Below are 16,910 nucleotides of genomic sequence, written 5' to 3'. Positions count from 1 at the left end.
GCGGCACCCCATGTCGGCCAGCCCCACGAACGACTCGGTCCCCGAGCTCCCGGCCAAGTTCGCCCCCCTGGGGCTGACCTACGACGACGTCCTGCTCGTCCCCGGCCCCTCCGACGTCGTGCCCGCCGAGGTGGACACCAGCACCTTCCTCACCCGCGGCATCCGGCTGTCCATCCCGCTGGTCTCCAGCGCCATGGACACCGTCACCGAGGCCCGGATGGCCATCGCGATGGCCCGCGCCGGCGGCGTCGGCATCCTGCACCGCAACCTCGCCGCCGAGGAGCAGGCCGGTCAGGTCGACCTGGTCAAGCGCTCGGAGTCCGGGATGATCACCAACCCGGTGACCTGCTCCCCGGACAACACCCTCGGCGAGGTCGACGCGCTCTCGGGTCGCTACCGCATCTCCGGGGCCCCCGTGGTCGACGCCGACGGCGTGCTGGTCGGCATGGTCACCAACCGCGACATGCGCTTCGAGAGCGACCAGCACCGGCTGGTGCGCGACGTGATGACCCCGTTGCCGCTGGTCACCGCCCCGGTCGGCGTCGACGGGGAGACCGCGCTCGCCCTGCTCCGCCAGCACAAGATCGAGAAGCTGCCGCTGGTCGACGAGGCCGGCCGGCTGCGTGGGCTGATCACCGTCAAGGACTTCGTCAAGCGCGACCAGTACCCCAACAGCACCAAGGACGCCGACAACCGCCTGGTCGTCGGCGCCGCCCTGGGCGTCGGCGAGGACGCCTACAAGCGCGCCGGGCTGCTCGTGGACGCCGGCGTCGACGTCCTCGTCGTGGACACCGCGCACGGCCACCAGCGTGCGGTGCTCGAGATGGTCGCCCGGGTCAAGAAGGACTTCGGCGTCCAGGTGGTCGGCGGCAACGTGGCCACCCGCGCCGGCGCCCAGGCGCTCATCGACGCCGGTGTGGACGGCGTGAAGGTCGGGGTCGGCCCGGGCTCGATCTGCACCACCCGCGTCGTGGCCGGGGTCGGGGTCCCGCAGGTGACCGCGGTCTACGAGGCCTCGCTGGCCGCCAAGCCGGCCGGTGTCCCGGTCATCGCCGACGGCGGGCTGCAGTACTCCGGTGACATCGCCAAGGCACTCGTCGCCGGCGCCGACACCGTGATGCTCGGCAGCCTGTTCGCCGGGGTCGAGGAGGCCCCGGGTGAGCTGGTCTTCATGAACGGCAAGCAGTACAAGTCCTACCGCGGGATGGGCAGCCTGGGCGCGATGCAGAAGCGCGGCAACCAGTCCTACAGCCGGGACCGCTACTTCGCCGACGACGTGCTCAGCGACGACAAGCTCGTCCCCGAGGGCATCGAGGGCCAGGTGCCCTACCGCGGCATGCTCTCCGGCGTCGCCCACCAGCTCGTCGGTGGCCTGCGTGCCGCGATGGGCTACGCCGGTGCCGCGACCGTCGCCGACCTGCAGGAGCGCGGTCAGCTGACCCGCATCACCGCGGCCGGGCTGACCGAGAGCCACCCGCACGACATCCAGATGACCGTCGAAGCTCCCAACTACAGGGCCCGGTGACCGTTCGTGCCAGTGCGTGACAACGTCGAGATCGGGCTGAACCGCTTCGCCCGCCGCGGCTACGACCTCGACGAGGTGTCCATCGTCCCCAGCCGTCGCACCCGGGACGTCGACGACGTCTCGACCGCGTGGCAGATCGACGCCTTCCGCTTCGAGATCCCGCTGGTCGCCAGCCCCTCGGACGCCGTGATGAGCCCGGCCACCGCGATCGGCGTCGGGCAGGCCGGGGGGCTCGGGGTGCTCAACGCCGAGGGCCTCTGGACCCGCTACGAGGACCCGACCGACGTCTACCGCCAGCTGCGCGACGCCGCCGGCGAGGGGACGTCGACCACCGCCCTGCTGCAGCAGCTGTACGCCGAGCCGGTCAAGCCCGACCTGATCACCGCCCGGGTGAAGGAGCTGCGCGAGTCCGGGGTGACCAGCGCGGTGCGGATCAGCCCGCAGCACACCGCCGCTCTCGCCCCGGCCGTGCTCGCCGCCGGGGTCGACCTGCTGGTCATCCAGGGCACGATCGTGTCCGCCGAGCACGTCACGACCCAGGGCGACTCCCTGAACCTCAAGGAGTTCATCGCCGACCTCGACGTCCCGGTGATCGTCGGCGGGGCCGCGGACTACCAGACCACCCTGCACCTGATGCGCACCGGCGCCGCCGGCGTCATCGTCGGCATCGGTGCCGACAGCGCCTCCACCGGTGACGCCGTCATGGGCGTGCGGGTGCCGCTGGCCACCGCGATCGCCGACGCCGCCGCGGCCCGCCGGGACTACCTCGACGAGACCGGTGGCCGTTACGTGCACGTCATCGCCAACGGGCGGATCGAGACCTCCGGCGCCATCGCCCGGGCACTGGCCTGCGGTGCCGACGCCGTCCAGGTCGGCGAGCCGTTGCGCGCGGCGACCGAGGCCCCGGCCGGCGGCGCGTGGTGGGACTCCGTCGCGGCGCACCCGCGGCTGCCCCGCGGCGAGGTGTCCGCCCCGGTCACCACGACCGCCCCGCTGGAGCAGGTGCTGCACGGCCCGGCCCTGGACTCCGACGGGCGCACCAACCTGTTCGGCGCGCTGGCCCGCACGATGGCCAAGACCGGCTACCGGGACCTCAAGGAGTTCCAGCGGGTCGACCTGGTCATCGGGGGTTGAGCATGGACTTCCCGACCGTCCTGGTCGTCGACTTCGGCGCCCAGTACGCCCAGCTGATCGCCCGCCGGATCCGTGAGGCCGGGGTCTACTCCGAGCTCGTGGGCTCCGACGTGCCGGTGGAGGAGATCCTGGCCCGCAAGCCGGCCGCGATCGTGCTCTCCGGCGGCCCGTCCAGCGTGTACGCGACCGGTGCGCCGCAGGTCGACCCGGCGCTGTTCGAGGCCGGCGTCCCGGCGTTCGGCATCTGCTACGGCTTCCAGGCCATGGCGCAGAGCCTCGGCGGCACCGTGGCCCACACCGGCGACCGGGAGTACGGCGGCACCCCGCTGACCGTGACCACCGGCAACCGGCTCTTCGGGGAGACCCCGCTGGAGCAGTCGGTGTGGATGAGCCACGGCGACGCGGTCTCCGCCGCCCCGCCCGGGTTCACCGTCACCGCCACCTCCACCGGCGCCCCGGTCGCGGCCTTCGAGGACGTCGACCGCCGGCTCGCCGGGGTCCAGTTCCACCCCGAGGTGAAGCACACCGCGCACGGCCAGACCGTGCTCGAGCACTTCCTGTTCGACATCGCGGGCCTGGAGAAGACCTGGACGATGGCCAACGTCGTCGAGGAGCAGGTCGCGGCGATCACCGCCCAGATCGGTGACAAGCGGGCACTGTGCGCGCTGTCGGGCGGGGTGGACTCCGCCGTCGCCGCAGCGCTGGTCCAGCGGGCCATCGGCGACCGGCTCACCTGCGTCTACGTCGACCACGGGCTGATGCGCGAGGGCGAGACCGAGCAGATCGAGCGGGACTTCGTCGCCATCACCGGCGTCGACCTGCGCGTCGTCGACGCCCGCGAGCAGTTCCTCGGTGCCCTGGCCGGGGTCAGCGACCCCGAGCAGAAGCGCAAGATCATCGGCCGGGAGTTCATCCGGGTGTTCGAGGCGGCCGCGACCGACGTCGTAGCCGACGCCTCGGCCCACGGGGAGACCGTGGAGTTCCTCGTCCAGGGGACGCTGTACCCCGACGTCGTCGAGTCCGGCGGCGGCACCGGGACGGCGAACATCAAGAGCCACCACAACGTCGGTGGCCTGCCCGAGGACCTGACCTTTTCCCTGGTCGAGCCGCTGCGCACCCTGTTCAAGGACGAGGTGCGCGAGGTCGGGGTGCAGCTCGGGCTGCCCGAGTCGATGGTCTGGCGCCAGCCGTTCCCCGGCCCGGGCCTCGGCATCCGGATCGTCGGCGAGGTGACCGCCGACCGGCTGGACACCCTGCGCAAGGCCGACGCGATCGCCCGCGCCGAGCTCACCGCCGCCGGGCTGGACCGGGAGATCTGGCAGTGCCCGGTCGTGCTGCTGGCCGACGTCCGCTCCGTCGGCGTCCAGGGCGACGGCCGTACCTACGGCCACCCGGTCGTGCTGCGCCCGGTCTCCAGCGAGGACGCGATGACCGCTGACTGGACCCGGCTGCCCTACGACGTGCTGGCGAGGATCTCGACCCGGATCACCAACGAGGTGGCCGAGGTCAACCGGGTGGTTCTGGACGTGACCAGCAAGCCCCCGGGCACGATCGAGTGGGAATGAAGGACCCCCTCGCCCCCCACGACGCGCTCCGCACGCCGCGGGGCCCTGCGAGGGGGCCGTTCCATCCGGTCACCTTCTCTTGCGGAGCTCGCTGACGAGGAGGGCGATGCCGGCCAGGACGAGGAGGACGGCGATCGCGCCACCGCCGAAGACCCAGCCCGGCAGGTCGACGCCGGTCATCCCGATGACCGCGACGAGGGCGAAGACCACGCCCGCCACCAGGGCGACCACGTCGGGGCGCTTCTCCTGCGGGGGCACCGGCGCCGCGGGAGCGGCCCAGGTGTCGCCGAGGACGGCGGTGTCGCGGGTGGGCGGGACGGCGGTCGCGAACTGCTCGGTGGGGTGCACGGGGTTCTCCTGAGGGGTGTCGGTGCGGCGGCTGGGGTCGAACGGCTCAGCCACGGGACACCTCGACGTCGCCGATGCCGGACTCGATGGTCAGCACGATCTCCGGGCTGTCGTCCCCGGTCCACGGGTCGGACCCGGTGCCCGCGAAGGTGCCGCCCGAGCTCTGGCCGAACACGTCGGCCTCGCCCAGCCCGTTCGACACGCTGACCCGGACGTCGGCCGACGCGGGCACCAGCACCTCGACGTCACCGACGCCGGCGTTGATCGTGGTCGTGATCGGCCGGTCGAGGTCGGCGAGGTCGATCCGGGTCAGGTCCAGGGTGACGTCGCCGACCCCCGACTCGTAGCGGGTCTGGACGGCGTCCGCGGTCCGCGGGATCGACGTCCGGTCCCCGACGCCGCCCCGGCCGCCGGCGTCCGATCGCCAGCTGCCCCCGGTCGCCGAGGCGACCAGCAGCGCGAAGGACAGCAGCACGCCCAGGGCGATCAGCGGGCCACGGGCCGCGCGGCCCGGGGCGAAGGCGCCGACCCCGAGCCCGACGCCGACCACCAGCAGCGCCGCGCCCAGGAAGGCGACGGCGCCGGGGTCCCAGGACGTCGTCCGGGCCAGCAGGGCCATCAGCCCGACCACGATGAGCAGCACCGCGACGGTGATCCCGGGGACCGGTGACCGCGGGCCGACCGGTTCGGCGGCAACCGGTGCGGGTGCGCCGTCCCGGCGGCGGGGCATGAGCAGCCACAGCAGCAGGTACACCAGGATCCCGGTGCCCCCGGCGAAGGTCAGCGCGACGAACCCGACCCGCCAGAGCAGGGTGTCGATGCCGGTGTAGTCCGCCAGCCCACCGCTGACCCCGCCGAGCACCTTGTCGGTCCGGCTGCGGCGCAGCGGGGGCCGCAGGCCGTCACCCCGCGGCGGGGGCGGCGGGCCGGAAGGGGTCTCGGCGGCCGGGGGGAGCAGGGGAGGAGGGGCTGCACTGGTCATGCCGACGACACTGCCGCCGCCGGGGCCCGCCCGGTATCGGGGAACCCCCTGACCCGACCCTGGTTCCCGGCGCGGCGCGGGGTCCGGGTGTCCACCGGTACCGCGGTCGGGGGCACCGGTGCCACGATGATCACGTGACGACCCCGGGGACGACGACGCCGCCGCACGCCGGTGACGTCGCCACCGACCGGCCACCGCTGCTCCGCCCGCGGCGCGGCCGCTGGATCGGCGGGGTGGCCGTCGGCACCGCGGACCACCTGCGGCTGGACCCCGTCGTCGTCCGGATCGGCTTCGTGGTGCTGTCCCTGGGCGGGGTCGGGGTGGTCGCCTACGCGCTGCTGTGGCTCTTCGTCCGGGTCGCCCCCGCCGGTGCCGAACGCCCCCCGCCCCCGCCCCGGCTCACCCGCAGGCAGGGCGTCGGGCTCGGCCTGGTCGGGCTGGCCGTGCTCCTGCTGTCGACCCGGTTCGCCGACTGGGGCCGCGGGGACGTCGTCGTCCCGCTGCTGCTGGCCGGGGGCGGCCTGGCCGTCATCTGGTACCAGTTCGACGCCGACCGGACCACCAGCCGCGGCACCTCCCGCTGGGGCCTGGTGACCGGGGTGCTGCTCGCCGGCGGCGGGGTGGTCCTGCTGCTGGCCACCACCGGGCAGCTGGCCAACGCCCGCAACGGGTTCGCTGCGACCCTCGTCGTCCTGGTCGGCATCGTGCTGGCCACCGCCCCGCTGTGGCGTCGGCTGCTGGACTCCCGCGAGGCCGAGCGGGCGGCCCGGATCCGCTCCGAGGAGCGGGCCTCGGTCGCTGCGCACCTGCACGACTCGGTGCTGCAGACCCTCGCCCTGGTGCAGCGGCACGCCGCCGACCCCGCCCAGGTCACCCGGCTGGCCCGCGGGCAGGAACGCGAGCTGCGCGCCTGGCTCTACGCCCCGCAGACCGCGGCCGGTGGCACCTGGGCCGGGCTGGTCGACCGGCTGGTCGCCGAGGTCGAGGCCGACCACGCCGTCGCCGTCGACCCCGTCGTGGTCGGGGACGCCCCCGCCGACGAGGCCGTGACCGCTCTCGCCCAGGCCACCCGGGAGGCCGTCGTGAACGCCGCCAAGCACTCCGGTGCCACCACCGTCGCGCTCTACAGCGAGGTCACCCCCGGGGCGGTGACCGTCTTCGTCCGCGACCGGGGTGCCGGCTTCGACCCCGGGTCGGTGCCGGCGGACCGGCGCGGGCTGCGGGACTCCGTGGTCGGCCGGCTCCAGCGCATCGGCGGCACGGCGGTCGTGCACTCCCGGCCGGGGGAGGGCACCGAGGTGGAGTTGACGCTGCCCCGGGAGGCCTCGTGACCCGGGTCTTCCTCGTCGACGACCACGCCATGGTCCGGTCGGGCGTGCGGGCCGAGCTGGGGGACGCCGTCGAGGTGGTCGGCGAGGCCGCCGACGTCGCCGGGGCGGTGGCCGGGGTCCGCGAGACCCGCCCGGACGTCGTCCTGCTCGACGTGCACCTGCCCGGCGGCGGGGGCCGGACCGTGCTGGAGACCCTGCGCGGCGAGCTGCCCGACGTCCGCTGGCTGGCGCTGTCGGTGTCCGACGCCGCCGAGGACGTCATCGCCGTCATCCGGGCCGGCGCCCGCGGCTACGTCACCAAGACCATCTCCGGGCCCGACCTGCGGGACGCCGTCGCCCGGGTGGCCGAGGGGGACGTGGTGTTCTCCCCGCGGCTGGCCGGCTTCGTGCTCGACGCGTTCGCCTCCGGCGCTGCCGCTCCCGCACCGGAGCCCGACGTCGACCCCGGGCTGGACCTGCTGTCGGCCCGGGAGCGGGAGGTCATGCAGCTGCTGGCCCGCGGCTACACCTACCGGGAGATCGGCCAGCGGTTGTTCATCTCGGTCAAGACGGTGGAGTCGCACGCCTCGAACGTGCTGCGCAAGCTGCAGCTGTCCAACCGCAACGAGCTGACCAGGTGGGCTGTCACCCATCGCCTGCTGTAGTCCGGCCTCCCTCAGGGGCCCGCTGCGAGCGTGCGAGCAGTGGGGGGAGGGAGGTCCTTCTGCTAGGCGGTGAACACCACGTGGAAGGCCTCGGCGAGGCGGCCTTCGGGGAGGCCGTGGGTGCGTGCCGTCTGGCGCATCCAGCCGCCCACGAACTCGCGCAGCTGGCCCTCTGGCTGGTGCGCGACCTGGGTGACGTGCGACTCGAGTGCGGCGAACTTCTGCTCCACGACATCGGTCACGTCCACGGCGTGGTCGGCGCGCGGGCTGGCGCCCAGCCACACCTCCTCCACCGTCCAGGCGTCCAGGCCCTCCTCGGCCAGCAGCTCGGGGTGGGCGAAGGGGTTCCGCGCGTCGGGGTAGACCGCGCGCAGGGTCGACTCCCCGGTGGTCATGTGGTCGGGGTGGCTGGCGCCGATCCGGTCGTACATGCGCTCCGGGGACGACGTCAGCACGCGCTGGGGGCGCACCTGGCGGATGACCCGGCTGATGTCGCGGCGCAGGTCCAGGGTCAGCTCGAGCCGGCCGTCCGGGTAGCCCAGGAAGCGGACGTCGGTGACGCCCACGGCGGCGGCCGCGGCCCGCTGCTCGGCCTGGCGCAGCAGCGGCATCTCCTCGCGGGGGGTGTCGTCGAAACCGCCGGCGTCGCCGTCGGTGACGATGCAGTAGACGACCTCGGTGCCGGCCGCCGTCCAGGTCGCGACCGTGCCGGCGCTGCCGAAGTCGACGTCGTCGGGGTGGGCCAGGACGCAGAGCACCCGGTCGACGTGCGCGGCGGGCTGCTTCGGGGGCTGGGTCACGAGGGGCCAGGTTAGTCCGCGTTCAGAGGGCGCCGCGCCCGCGCCGCAGCAGCATCATCCCGAGCGTCGTGCCGTCGGCCGGGCCCAGCGCGTCGGAGAAGGCGGCCAGCACGGCCTGCTCGCGGGCCAGGGACAACCGGGTGCCCCCGGCGGCCCGCCGGAGCTGCCCGATCTCCCGGGACACCTCCAGCCGGCGCTGGACCTGCCGGATGATCTCGGCGTCGCAGGCGTCGATCTCCGCCCGCAGCTGCGCGATCCGCTCGGCGGGGGCGGTGGGCTCGGGGCCGGTGCTGGTCGGGGTGGTCACGAGGGTTCCTCCAGGTGGGGAGGCCCCACGACCCGGACACAGGAGAGCCCCGGGCTCGTGGGGCCCGGGGCTGTGTCGGTGAGCGGCTAGCTCGGCGAGACGGCGACCGGATCCCGGTGGCCGTAGGCAAACTCTCGTCGGCTGAGCACGGGGGGAGTCTGGCACAGCACCCGGCGCCGGGCCACACCCCTCCGCGCCGCTCCACGGACCCCGGTCGGCGTCGGTGCCCCGTCCTAGAGTGGGGAGGACATGAGCAGCCCCCAGACCTCCCTGCCGGGAACCGCGTCCCTGACCCGTCGTCCCTCCGGTCAGGTGGGCCGCGAACTCGAGCGGATGCTCGCCGGGCTGAACGTCCCGCAGCGCGAGGCGACCGTCCACGAGGGCACCCCGCTGCTCATCGTGGCCGGTGCGGGCTCGGGCAAGACCCGGGTGCTGACGCACCGGATCGCCTACCTGCTCGGGGCCCGGGGGGCCAACCCCGGCGAGATCATGGCGATCACCTTCACCAACAAGGCCGCCGGGGAGATGAAGGAGCGGGTGGCCCAGCTCGTGGGCCCGCGGGCCCGGGCGATGTGGGTGTCGACGTTCCACTCCATGTGCGTGCGCATCCTGCGCGCCGAGGCCGCCAAGCTCGGCATGAAGAGCTCGTTCACCATCTACGACCAGGGCGACTCGGTCCGGCTGATGACCATGGTCGCCCGCGACCTCGAGCTCGACGCCAAGCGCTTCCCCGGCCGCAGCCTGGCCGCACAGGTGTCGAACCTGAAGAACGAGCTGGTCGACGAGGAGTCCTTCGTCCCGCAGACCCCGCCGGAGAAGACGCTGGCCGAGGTCTACCGGCTGTACCAGCGGCGGCTGCGTGAGGCGCACGCGATGGACTTCGACGACCTGATCATGACCACGGTGAACCTGTTCCGCGCCTTCCCCGACGTCGCCGAGCACTACCGACGCCGGTTCCGGCACGTGCTGGTCGACGAGTACCAGGACACCAACCACGCCCAGTACGCCCTGGTGCGCGAGATCGTCGGCTACGGCGGGGGCCCGGTGCCCCCGGCCGAGCTGTGCGTCGTCGGTGACGCCGACCAGTCGATCTACGCCTTCCGGGGCGCCACGATCCGCAACATCGACGAGTTCGAGCGGGACTACCCCGAGGCCACCACGATCGTGCTGGAGCAGAACTACCGCTCCACCCAGCGCATCCTCAAGGCCGCCAACCAGGTCATCGCCCGCAACACCGCCCGCCGGCCCAAGAACCTGTGGTCCGACGCCGGCGACGGCGAGCTGATCGAGGGCTACGTCGGGGAGAACGAGCACGACGAGGCCGCCTGGGTCGCCGAGCAGATCGACGCGCTGGTCGACGAGGGCAAGGCCCAGCCCAAGGACATCGCGGTCTTCTACCGCACCAACAACGCCTCCCGGGTGTTCGAGGAGGTGTTCATCCGGGTCGGCATGCCCTACAAGGTGGTCGGCGGGGTGCGCTTCTACGAGCGCAAGGAGGTCCGCGACGCGCTGGCCTACCTGAAGGTGGTCAGCAACCCCACCGACGTCGTCAGCCTGCGCCGGGTGTTGAACACCCCCAAGCGCGGCATCGGCGACCGCGCCGAGGCGTGCGTGGAGCAGTTGGCTGACCGGGAGCGGATCGCCTTCGCCACCGCGCTGCGTCGGGCGGAGGACGCCCCGGGCCTGGCCACCCGGTCGCTGAAGAACATCAAGGAGTTCGTCTCCCTGCTCGAGGAGTTCGAGCACCTGCTGGCCACCGGGTCGGGGCCCAGCGCGCTGCTGGAGTCGATCCTGGAGCGCAGCGGCCTGCTCTCGGAGCTGGAGTCCTCCACCGACCCGCAGGACGAGGGCCGGGTCGACAACCTGCACGAGCTGGTCAGCGTGGCCGCCGAGTTCGAGGCGGTGAACCCCGAGGGCACCGTCACCGACTTCCTCGAGCAGGTCTCGCTGGTGGCCGACGCCGACCAGATCCCGGTCACCGGGGACGACGCTGGCGTGGTCACGATGATGACCCTGCACACCGCCAAGGGCCTGGAGTTCCCGGTCGTCTTCCTGACCGCGCTCGAGGACGGCGTCTTCCCTCACCTGCGGGCCCTCGGCGACCCCAAGGAGCTCGAGGAGGAGCGCCGGCTGGCCTACGTCGGGATCACCCGGGCCCGCGAGCGGCTGTTCCTGTCCCGGGCCACGGTGCGCACCAGCTGGGGACAGCCGGCGTACAACCCGCCGTCCCGGTTCCTCGACGAGCTGCCCGACGAGGCCCTGCACTGGACCGGCATCGACCCCAAGCCCAGCGCCCAGTACGGCTCAGCCCAGCAGCGGGTCGCGGCCACCGGGCTGTCCACCGGCGGTCTCCGGGGCGGGGTGGGAAACCGGAAGATCATCAGCGTGGACGTCGGGGACCGGGTCAGCCACGACGCCTTCGGCCTGGGCACCGTCGTCGAGGTCACCGGGGCGGCCGACAAGGCCCAGGCCACCGTCGACTTCGGCTCCAGCGGCACCAAGCGCCTGGTGCTGAGGTACGCCCCCCTCGTCAAGCTCTGACACGGCGGCCCGGCCGGCGGTCCCGATCGGCTGAGTGGGAGCCTCCGGCCCCCACTCAGCCGATCTCGATGCCCCGCTCCGACAGCCACTCCTGGGGGTCGATGGGGCGGCCGGTCATGGAGCCCTCGTGGATCTCGAAGTGCAGGTGCGGGCCGGTGGACTGGCCCTCGCTGCCGACCTTCGCGATGAGGTCGCCGGCGGAGACGACGTCCCCGGCCTCGACGAACAGGTACCGCATGTGGCCGTAGATCTCGACGTTGCCGTCGGCGTCCTGGATGTAGATGGCGTTGCCGTAGCCGCTGGCCGCACCGGCGCGCAGCACGACCCCGTCGGCGGCGGCCGCGATGTCGGTGCCCAGCGGGGCGGCGAGGTCCACGCCCCAGTGCATGGTGCCCCAGCGCATGCAGAAGCAGGTGCTCATCCGGCCCACGGTGGGGACGGCGAAGTCCGGCTCGCGCTCGGCGCGGGATGCGGCGAGGGCGTCCAGGCGGGCGGCGGCCTCGGCCTCGGTGATCTCGCGGCGGGCGGCGACGTCGTCCATGCCCCCGGCGAAGTTGCTGTCGGCGGCACCCAGGCCGTAGTCGCCGGCCACCGCGACGGGCACCGTGACCGGGGACTGGGAGCCGATCCCGCCGGGCAGGGCCGCGACGACGGCGCCGACGACGAGGGCGACCAGGAGCAGCGGGGCCTTCCGCGACGGGGGACGGGACAGGCGGCGGGCGCGACCGGCGGGCCGGGCGGCGACGCGGGCGGCCTCGGCGCGGGCGGCGGTGGTGCGGGCGGCGGTGGTGCGGGCGGCGGCAGCGGTGGCCAGCGCGCCCGGGGTGTCCAGCGGGTCGGCTGCGGCGGCGACGAGGGGCAGGTCGGTGGCGGTGGCGGCCTCGCGGGCGGCCAGCCGCTGCTCGGTGTCGGCGAGGTCGGTGCCGCGCGGCCGGGGGCGGTCGAGGAGACCGACGGGTCCGGCGTCCACGGAGGACGACTCGGCCGCGGACCTGTCCCGGTCCGGACGGCCGGGCCGGGAACGGCCGACCAGCTGACGTGCGCGCACGAGCACCTTCTCCAGACGTCGTCCCGACCGGGGGAGCGGGTGCCCGGCGCTGCCACGGGGGCAACGACGGAGCGGGAGGGCGACGTCGTCTCGATGGTCCGTCAGGGGTCGACGGGCCGCCGGCAGGGTCTGCCGTCGGCGTGATCGCATTGTGACCACGCGTGAGGCAGGCGATCGGGCAACCGTGCGGCGTGTCGCTGTGTCGACATCTTCGTCACAACTGGTGACCCCTGGGCGGTGCGGGAGGGGTCAGGCGACCTCGGCGTCGGCGGAGGTCCGCTCGACGCTGCGGTGACCGGCCAGGGTGGCCGCGACCTCCTCCACCACCGCCCGGTGGATGGGCAGCGACATGTGACCGACCCCGGAGACCAGCACGTTGCGCACCCGCAGGTCGCGGTGGTCGCACCGGCCCGACGAGGCGGGGACGACGACCTGGTCGAGGTCGCTGTAGACCGCGGTGATCGGGGTGTCGCAGCCCGGGGCCGGGGCGGCCAGCTCGTCGAAGAGCGGGGACCCCGGGCGCAGTTGGCGGGCCAGCGGCAGGGGCAGCGCCCGCGCCCAGATCGAGCCGCCGTGCGGTGAGCCCAGGGTGACCAGCGAGGCGACCCGGCTGTCGTCCAGGCGCTGGACGAGGTAGCGGGCGACGAGCCCGCCGAGGCTGTGGCCGACCACGTGCACCCGGTCGTGCCCGGTCTGCCGGCAGACCTCCTCGAGGTGCTCGGCGAGCCGGCGCGCGGCGGTGCGCACGTCCTGCACCAGCGGGCTGTAGTTCCAGCTGCTCACCGAGGTGAAGCCGCGCTGGCGGAGCCGGCGGCGCATCACGGTGAAGACCGAGCGGTTGTCGACCATCCCGTGCACCAGGACGACGGGGATGCGGGCGGCCAGCGGGTCGTCGGCGAAGAAGGCGCGGACGGCGGGCGGGCGGCGCTCGGGCCGGACCGCCGCGTCGGGCTGCAGCACCTCGGTGCGGGTGTTCAGCGGCCAGAGCAGCGCGTGCGCACCGACCCAGGCCAGCTCGGTGAGCCCGCCGGCCACCACGGCCGGGGTGCACAGCGTGCGGAGGGCGCGGGCCGCCGAGGACACCACGGCCACGCCGGGGACGCCGCTGCCGGCCGGGCCCGGCCCGGTCTGCCAGTCTGGAGGCGACGCGACCGTCGTCATCGACGCCTCCCTGAGCTCGGGTGGGCACACCTGCCCGGTGTGCGTGACGGAGCCCGGACCCGCTGCCCCGTTCACGCGACCGTAATGCCCCGTTGTGCCAGCGGTCACACCTGGAGTCGTCGACACGATCACGGTGCGGTCTCGGCGGCCGGCACGGTCACCGGCGGACCGCACCCGAGCCCCGAGGGAGGGACCCGCATGGCCACGCGGAAGCCCGCACCCCGCCGTCCGGCAGCCAGTGCCCGGCGCACCCCGCCCACGGCCCGACCCGGGGCGGCACCCCGGCGTCCGGTGCGGGAGGCGCCGCCGGCCGGCCGGCTGGTCCTCGGGGACGTGCCGATGCTCGCGCGGGTGTCCGGGGCGCTCCTGCTGCTGGCCGGGCTGGTCGGTGCCGTCGCGGTCTTCCCCACCTACCTCGTGGTGGGTGGCCGGGAGCTGTCCCTGGCCACCGGCCCGGTCGACGTGCTCGTCGCTCTGGTCACCCCGCTGGTCGCGGTCGCGGTGGGCGCCGGTCTCGCGCTGGGCCGGGTGCCGCGCTTCGGCCTGGCCTACGCCGCGGTGGCCGGGGCGCTGGCCGTCGGGCGGCTGTTCATCGAGCTCTACCAGGGGACGACGTCGACGGCTCGGCCCGGCGTCGAGGTGCTCGCCGGGGACCGCGTGCTCACCGGGTCGGTGCAGACGGCGACCGGCTGGACCCTGGGGCTGGTCGCGCTGGGCCTCACCGTGCTGGCCGCCGTCCTGGCGCTGCTCGCCTGGGGCCGCACCGTGATGGAGGACGCCGGTGAGCTGGACCCGGGCCGGCCGGTGCTGGCCGGGGCCGCGGTGCTCGTGGGGGTCGGGGCGGTGCTGTGCCTGGCGCTGCCGGCCGCCGACGTCCCCGACCGGCTGGTCACCGACCCGACCACCGGGCTGGTCACCGTGGTGACCGAGGAGGGGCCGCGGGCGCTGCTGGAACGGCCCGGCCTCGCCCTGCTCGGCGGCCTGCTGCTGGCCGGCGCCGTGCTGCTGTGCGCCGTCGTCGCGCCCTCGCTGCGCCCGCGGCTGGCTGCCGTCGGCGGACTGCTCGCGGTCGCCGTCGCCGTGCTGCAGGCCGGGCTGAGCGGGCTGCGCGACGCCCGGCACTCCGCGGACCTGGACTGGACGCTGCCCGGGGTCGGGCTGCTGCTGCTCGGCCTGGCCGCGCTGGGGCTGACGGCGCTGGCCTGGCGGTGGCAGCCCCGGGAGCGGGAGCTGCGGGCCGACCCGCGCCGGGTCGAGGACGACGACGACCACGGGTGGCCCACCGGGCGATGAGCGCCCGTGCACGCGCTGTGATGCCGCCCACGACCGGCATCCGGTGTTCGGCAGTGGCGTCACAGGAGCGTTACGGTCCCTCCTCGTGGATCTCTTCGAGTACCAGGCCCGTGACATGTTCGCTGCGCACGGCGTGCCCGTGCTCCCCGGCGGCGTCGCCGAGACACCCGAGCAGGCCGAGACGATCGCCCGTGACATCGGGGGACAGGTCGTCGTCAAGGCCCAGGTGAAGGTCGGCGGCCGGGGCAAGGCCGGGGGCGTCAAGCTCGCCGACAGCCCGGAGGAGGCGAAGGCCCGCGCCACCGACATCCTCGGACTGGACATCAAGGGCCACGTGACCCGGCAGGTCATGGTCGCCAAGGCCAGCGACATCGCCGAGGAGTACTACTTCTCCTACCTGCTCGACCGCTCCAACCGCACCTTCCTGGCGATGGCCAGCGTCGAGGGCGGCATGGAGATCGAGGAGATCGCGGTGACCAAGCCCGAGGCGCTGGCCCGCATCGCCATCGACGCCACCGTCGGGGTGGACCGCGCCAAGGCCGAGGAGATCGTGGACGCCGCGGCCTTCCCGGCCGAGGTCCGCGACCAGGTCGTCGAGATCGCCGTCAAGCTGTGGGACGTGTTCTCGAAGGAGGACGCCACCCTGGTCGAGGTCAACCCGCTGGCCAAGGCGCCCGACGGCACCGTCCTCGCCCTGGACGGCAAGGTCACCCTCGACGAGAACGCCGCCTTCCGGCAGCCCGGGCACGACGCCCTCGAGGACGCCGCGGCCGCCGACCCGCTCGAGGCCGCGGCCAAGGAGAAGGGCCTCAACTACGTCAAGCTCGAGGGCGAGGTCGGGATCATCGGCAACGGTGCCGGCCTGGTCATGAGCACCCTGGACGTCGTCGCCTACGCCGGCGAGGAGTTCGGCGGGGTCCGCCCGGCCAACTTCCTGGACATCGGCGGCGGCGCCTCCGCGCAGGTCATGGCCGATGGCCTGGGGATCATCCTCGGCGACGCCGCCGTGAAGAGCGTCTTCGTCAACGTCTTCGGCGGGATCACCTCCTGCGACGCGGTCGCCAACGGCATCGTGTCCGCGCTGGAGATCCTCGGCGACGAGGCCACCAAGCCCCTCGTCGTCCGGCTCGACGGCAACAACGTCGAGGAGGGCCGGCGCATCCTCGCCGAGGCCGCCCACCCCCTGGTGACCGTGGTCGACACCATGGACGGCGCCGCCCGCCGGGCCGCCGAGCTCGCCGCCGCCTGATCCCGACCTGCTGACCCCGAAGGACTTCAGACAATGAGCATCTTCCTCACCGAGAACAGCAAGGTCATCGTGCAGGGCATCACCGGGTCGGAGGGCCGCAAGCACACCCAGCGCATGCTGGCCTCCGGCACCGCCGTGGTCGGTGGCGTGAACCCCTCCAAGGCCGGCCAGACCGTCGACTTCGACGGCCAGTCCGTCCCGGTCTTCGGCTCCGTCGCCGAGGCCATGAAGGAGACCGGCGCCGACGTCACCGTCGTCTTCGTGCCCCCGAAGTTCGCCAAGGGCGCGGTCGTCGAGGCCGTGGACGCCGGCATCGGCCTGTGCGTGGTCATCACCGAGGGCATCCCGGTCAAGGACTCCACCGAGTTCTGGGCCTACGCCCAGGGCAAGGCCACCCGGATCATCGGGCCCAACTGCCCCGGCCTGATCAGCCCCGGCCGCTCCAACGCCGGCATCATCCCGGCCAACATCACCCAGGCCGGGAAGATCGGGCTGGTCTCCAAGTCCGGCACGCTGACCTACCAGATGATGTACGAGCTGCGGGACATCGGTTTCTCCACCGCCATCGGCATCGGCGGCGACCCGGTCATCGGCACCACGCACATCGACGCGCTGCAGGCCTTCCAGGACGACCCGGAGACCGAGGCCATCGTGATGATCGGTGAGATCGGTGGCGACGCCGAGGAGCGCGCTGCCGAGTTCATCAAGGCCAACGTGACCAAGCCCGTCGTCGGCTACGTCGCCGGCTTCACCGCCCCCGAGGGCAAGACCATGGGCCACGCCGGCGCCATCGTGTCGGGCTCCGCCGGGACGGCGCAGGCCAAGCAGGAGGCCCTCGAGGCCGCCGGCGTCAAGGTCGGCAAGACCCCGTCCGAGGCCGCCCGCCTGATGCGCGAGCTCCTCGGCGCTTGATCGCGAGCACGACACGGCTGCCCGGCACCCCTCGTGGGGTGCCGGGCAGCGGCGTCTCCTGACCCGGTCG

At 73.9% G+C, this 16,910-nt stretch carries 14 protein-coding genes and 1 pseudogene; 9 read left to right on the top strand and 6 right to left on the bottom strand.

Annotated elements, in window-relative coordinates:
- The first annotated feature begins 10 nt into the window (after window positions 1-10).
- Genes guaB through guaA form a run of 3 tightly spaced genes read left to right on the top strand, consistent with a single transcriptional unit; the run spans window position 11 to window position 4,224 of the window.
- Window positions 11-1,525, top strand: a complete 1,515-nt coding sequence (gene guaB / locus F1C76_05275; GenBank protein ID QNG36077.1) for an IMP dehydrogenase — start codon at window positions 11-13, stop codon at window positions 1,523-1,525.
- Window positions 1,526-1,537: 12 nt separating this feature from the next.
- A complete protein-coding gene (locus tag F1C76_05270; GenBank protein ID QNG36076.1) occupies window positions 1,538-2,659 on the top strand; it encodes a GuaB3 family IMP dehydrogenase-related protein in 1,122 nt (373 codons plus the stop codon).
- Window positions 2,660-2,661: 2 nt separating this feature from the next.
- A complete protein-coding gene (guaA, locus tag F1C76_05265) occupies window positions 2,662-4,224 on the top strand; it encodes a glutamine-hydrolyzing GMP synthase (protein QNG36075.1) in 1,563 nt (520 codons plus the stop codon).
- Window positions 4,225-4,293: 69 nt separating this feature from the next.
- On the opposite strand, the gene F1C76_05260 is transcribed toward guaA, so the two are convergent.
- Window positions 4,294-4,626: a hypothetical protein gene (locus tag F1C76_05260; protein ID QNG36074.1), complete on the bottom strand. Its 333-nt coding sequence runs from the start codon at window positions 4,624-4,626 to the stop codon at window positions 4,294-4,296.
- Window positions 4,619-5,554, bottom strand: coding sequence for a PspC domain-containing protein (locus F1C76_05255; protein ID QNG36073.1), 936 nt, complete (start codon window positions 5,552-5,554; stop codon window positions 4,619-4,621). Before F1C76_05255 ends, F1C76_05260 begins: the two co-directional genes overlap by 8 nt.
- Window positions 5,555-5,688: 134 nt before the next feature.
- Between F1C76_05255 and F1C76_05250 the strand changes: the two genes are divergently transcribed.
- Window positions 5,689-6,885, top strand: coding sequence for a PspC domain-containing protein (locus F1C76_05250; GenBank protein QNG36072.1), 1,197 nt, complete (start codon window positions 5,689-5,691; stop codon window positions 6,883-6,885).
- A complete protein-coding gene (locus F1C76_05245; GenBank protein QNG36071.1) occupies window positions 6,882-7,529 on the top strand; it encodes a response regulator transcription factor in 648 nt (215 codons plus the stop codon). Before F1C76_05250 ends, F1C76_05245 begins: the two co-directional genes overlap by 4 nt.
- A 62-nt stretch (window positions 7,530-7,591) precedes the next feature.
- Here F1C76_05245 and F1C76_05240 read toward each other — a convergent pair whose 3' ends face one another.
- Both F1C76_05240 and F1C76_05235 read right to left on the bottom strand, forming a co-directional pair.
- A complete protein-coding gene (locus F1C76_05240) occupies window positions 7,592-8,329 on the bottom strand; it encodes a PIG-L family deacetylase (GenBank protein QNG36070.1) in 738 nt (245 codons plus the stop codon).
- Between the two features lie 22 nt (window positions 8,330-8,351).
- The gene (locus F1C76_05235) at window positions 8,352-8,636 is read right to left on the bottom strand and encodes a chorismate mutase (GenBank protein ID QNG36069.1); all 285 of its coding nucleotides are present in this window, start codon (window positions 8,634-8,636) and stop codon (window positions 8,352-8,354) included.
- A 249-nt stretch (window positions 8,637-8,885) separates the two neighbouring features.
- Here F1C76_05235 and pcrA point away from each other — a divergent pair, with 249 nt between their 5' ends.
- On the top strand, window positions 8,886-11,177 hold the full coding sequence (gene pcrA, locus F1C76_05230; protein QNG36068.1) for a DNA helicase PcrA: 2,292 nt from the start codon (window positions 8,886-8,888) through the stop codon (window positions 11,175-11,177).
- 55 nt (window positions 11,178-11,232) lie between these two features.
- On the opposite strand, the gene F1C76_05225 is transcribed toward pcrA, so the two are convergent.
- The gene (locus F1C76_05225) at window positions 11,233-12,375 is read right to left on the bottom strand and encodes a M23 family metallopeptidase (protein ID QNG36067.1); all 1,143 of its coding nucleotides are present in this window, start codon (window positions 12,373-12,375) and stop codon (window positions 11,233-11,235) included.
- 99 nt (window positions 12,376-12,474) lie between these two features.
- Window positions 12,475-13,386 carry an alpha/beta fold hydrolase gene (locus tag F1C76_05220; GenBank protein QNG36066.1) on the bottom strand — a complete coding sequence of 304 codons (912 nt, stop codon included), beginning with the start codon at window positions 13,384-13,386 and terminating at the stop codon, window positions 12,475-12,477.
- Window positions 13,387-13,725: 339 nt separating this feature from the next.
- Between F1C76_05220 and F1C76_05215 the strand changes: the two are divergent.
- The 3 genes and pseudogenes from F1C76_05215 (at window position 13,726) to sucD (ending at window position 16,840) form a co-directional block, all read left to right on the top strand.
- Window positions 13,726-14,601: pseudogene (locus F1C76_05215) on the top strand (hypothetical protein).
- Between the two features lie 163 nt (window positions 14,602-14,764).
- Window positions 14,765-15,928, top strand: coding sequence for an ADP-forming succinate--CoA ligase subunit beta (sucC, locus tag F1C76_05210; protein ID QNG36065.1), 1,164 nt, complete (start codon window positions 14,765-14,767; stop codon window positions 15,926-15,928).
- 33 nt (window positions 15,929-15,961) lie between these two features.
- Window positions 15,962-16,840 carry a succinate--CoA ligase subunit alpha gene (gene sucD, locus F1C76_05205; GenBank protein QNG36064.1) on the top strand — a complete coding sequence of 293 codons (879 nt, stop codon included), beginning with the start codon at window positions 15,962-15,964 and terminating at the stop codon, window positions 16,838-16,840.
- The last annotated feature ends 70 nt before the right edge of the window (window positions 16,841-16,910 follow it).

Source organism: Geodermatophilaceae bacterium NBWT11 (assembly GCA_014218215.1).
Lineage (GTDB): Bacteria > Actinomycetota > Actinomycetes > Mycobacteriales > Geodermatophilaceae > Klenkia.
The sequence above is the reverse complement of the archived record's forward strand: the minus strand, read 5'-3'. Positions and strand labels throughout refer to the sequence as shown.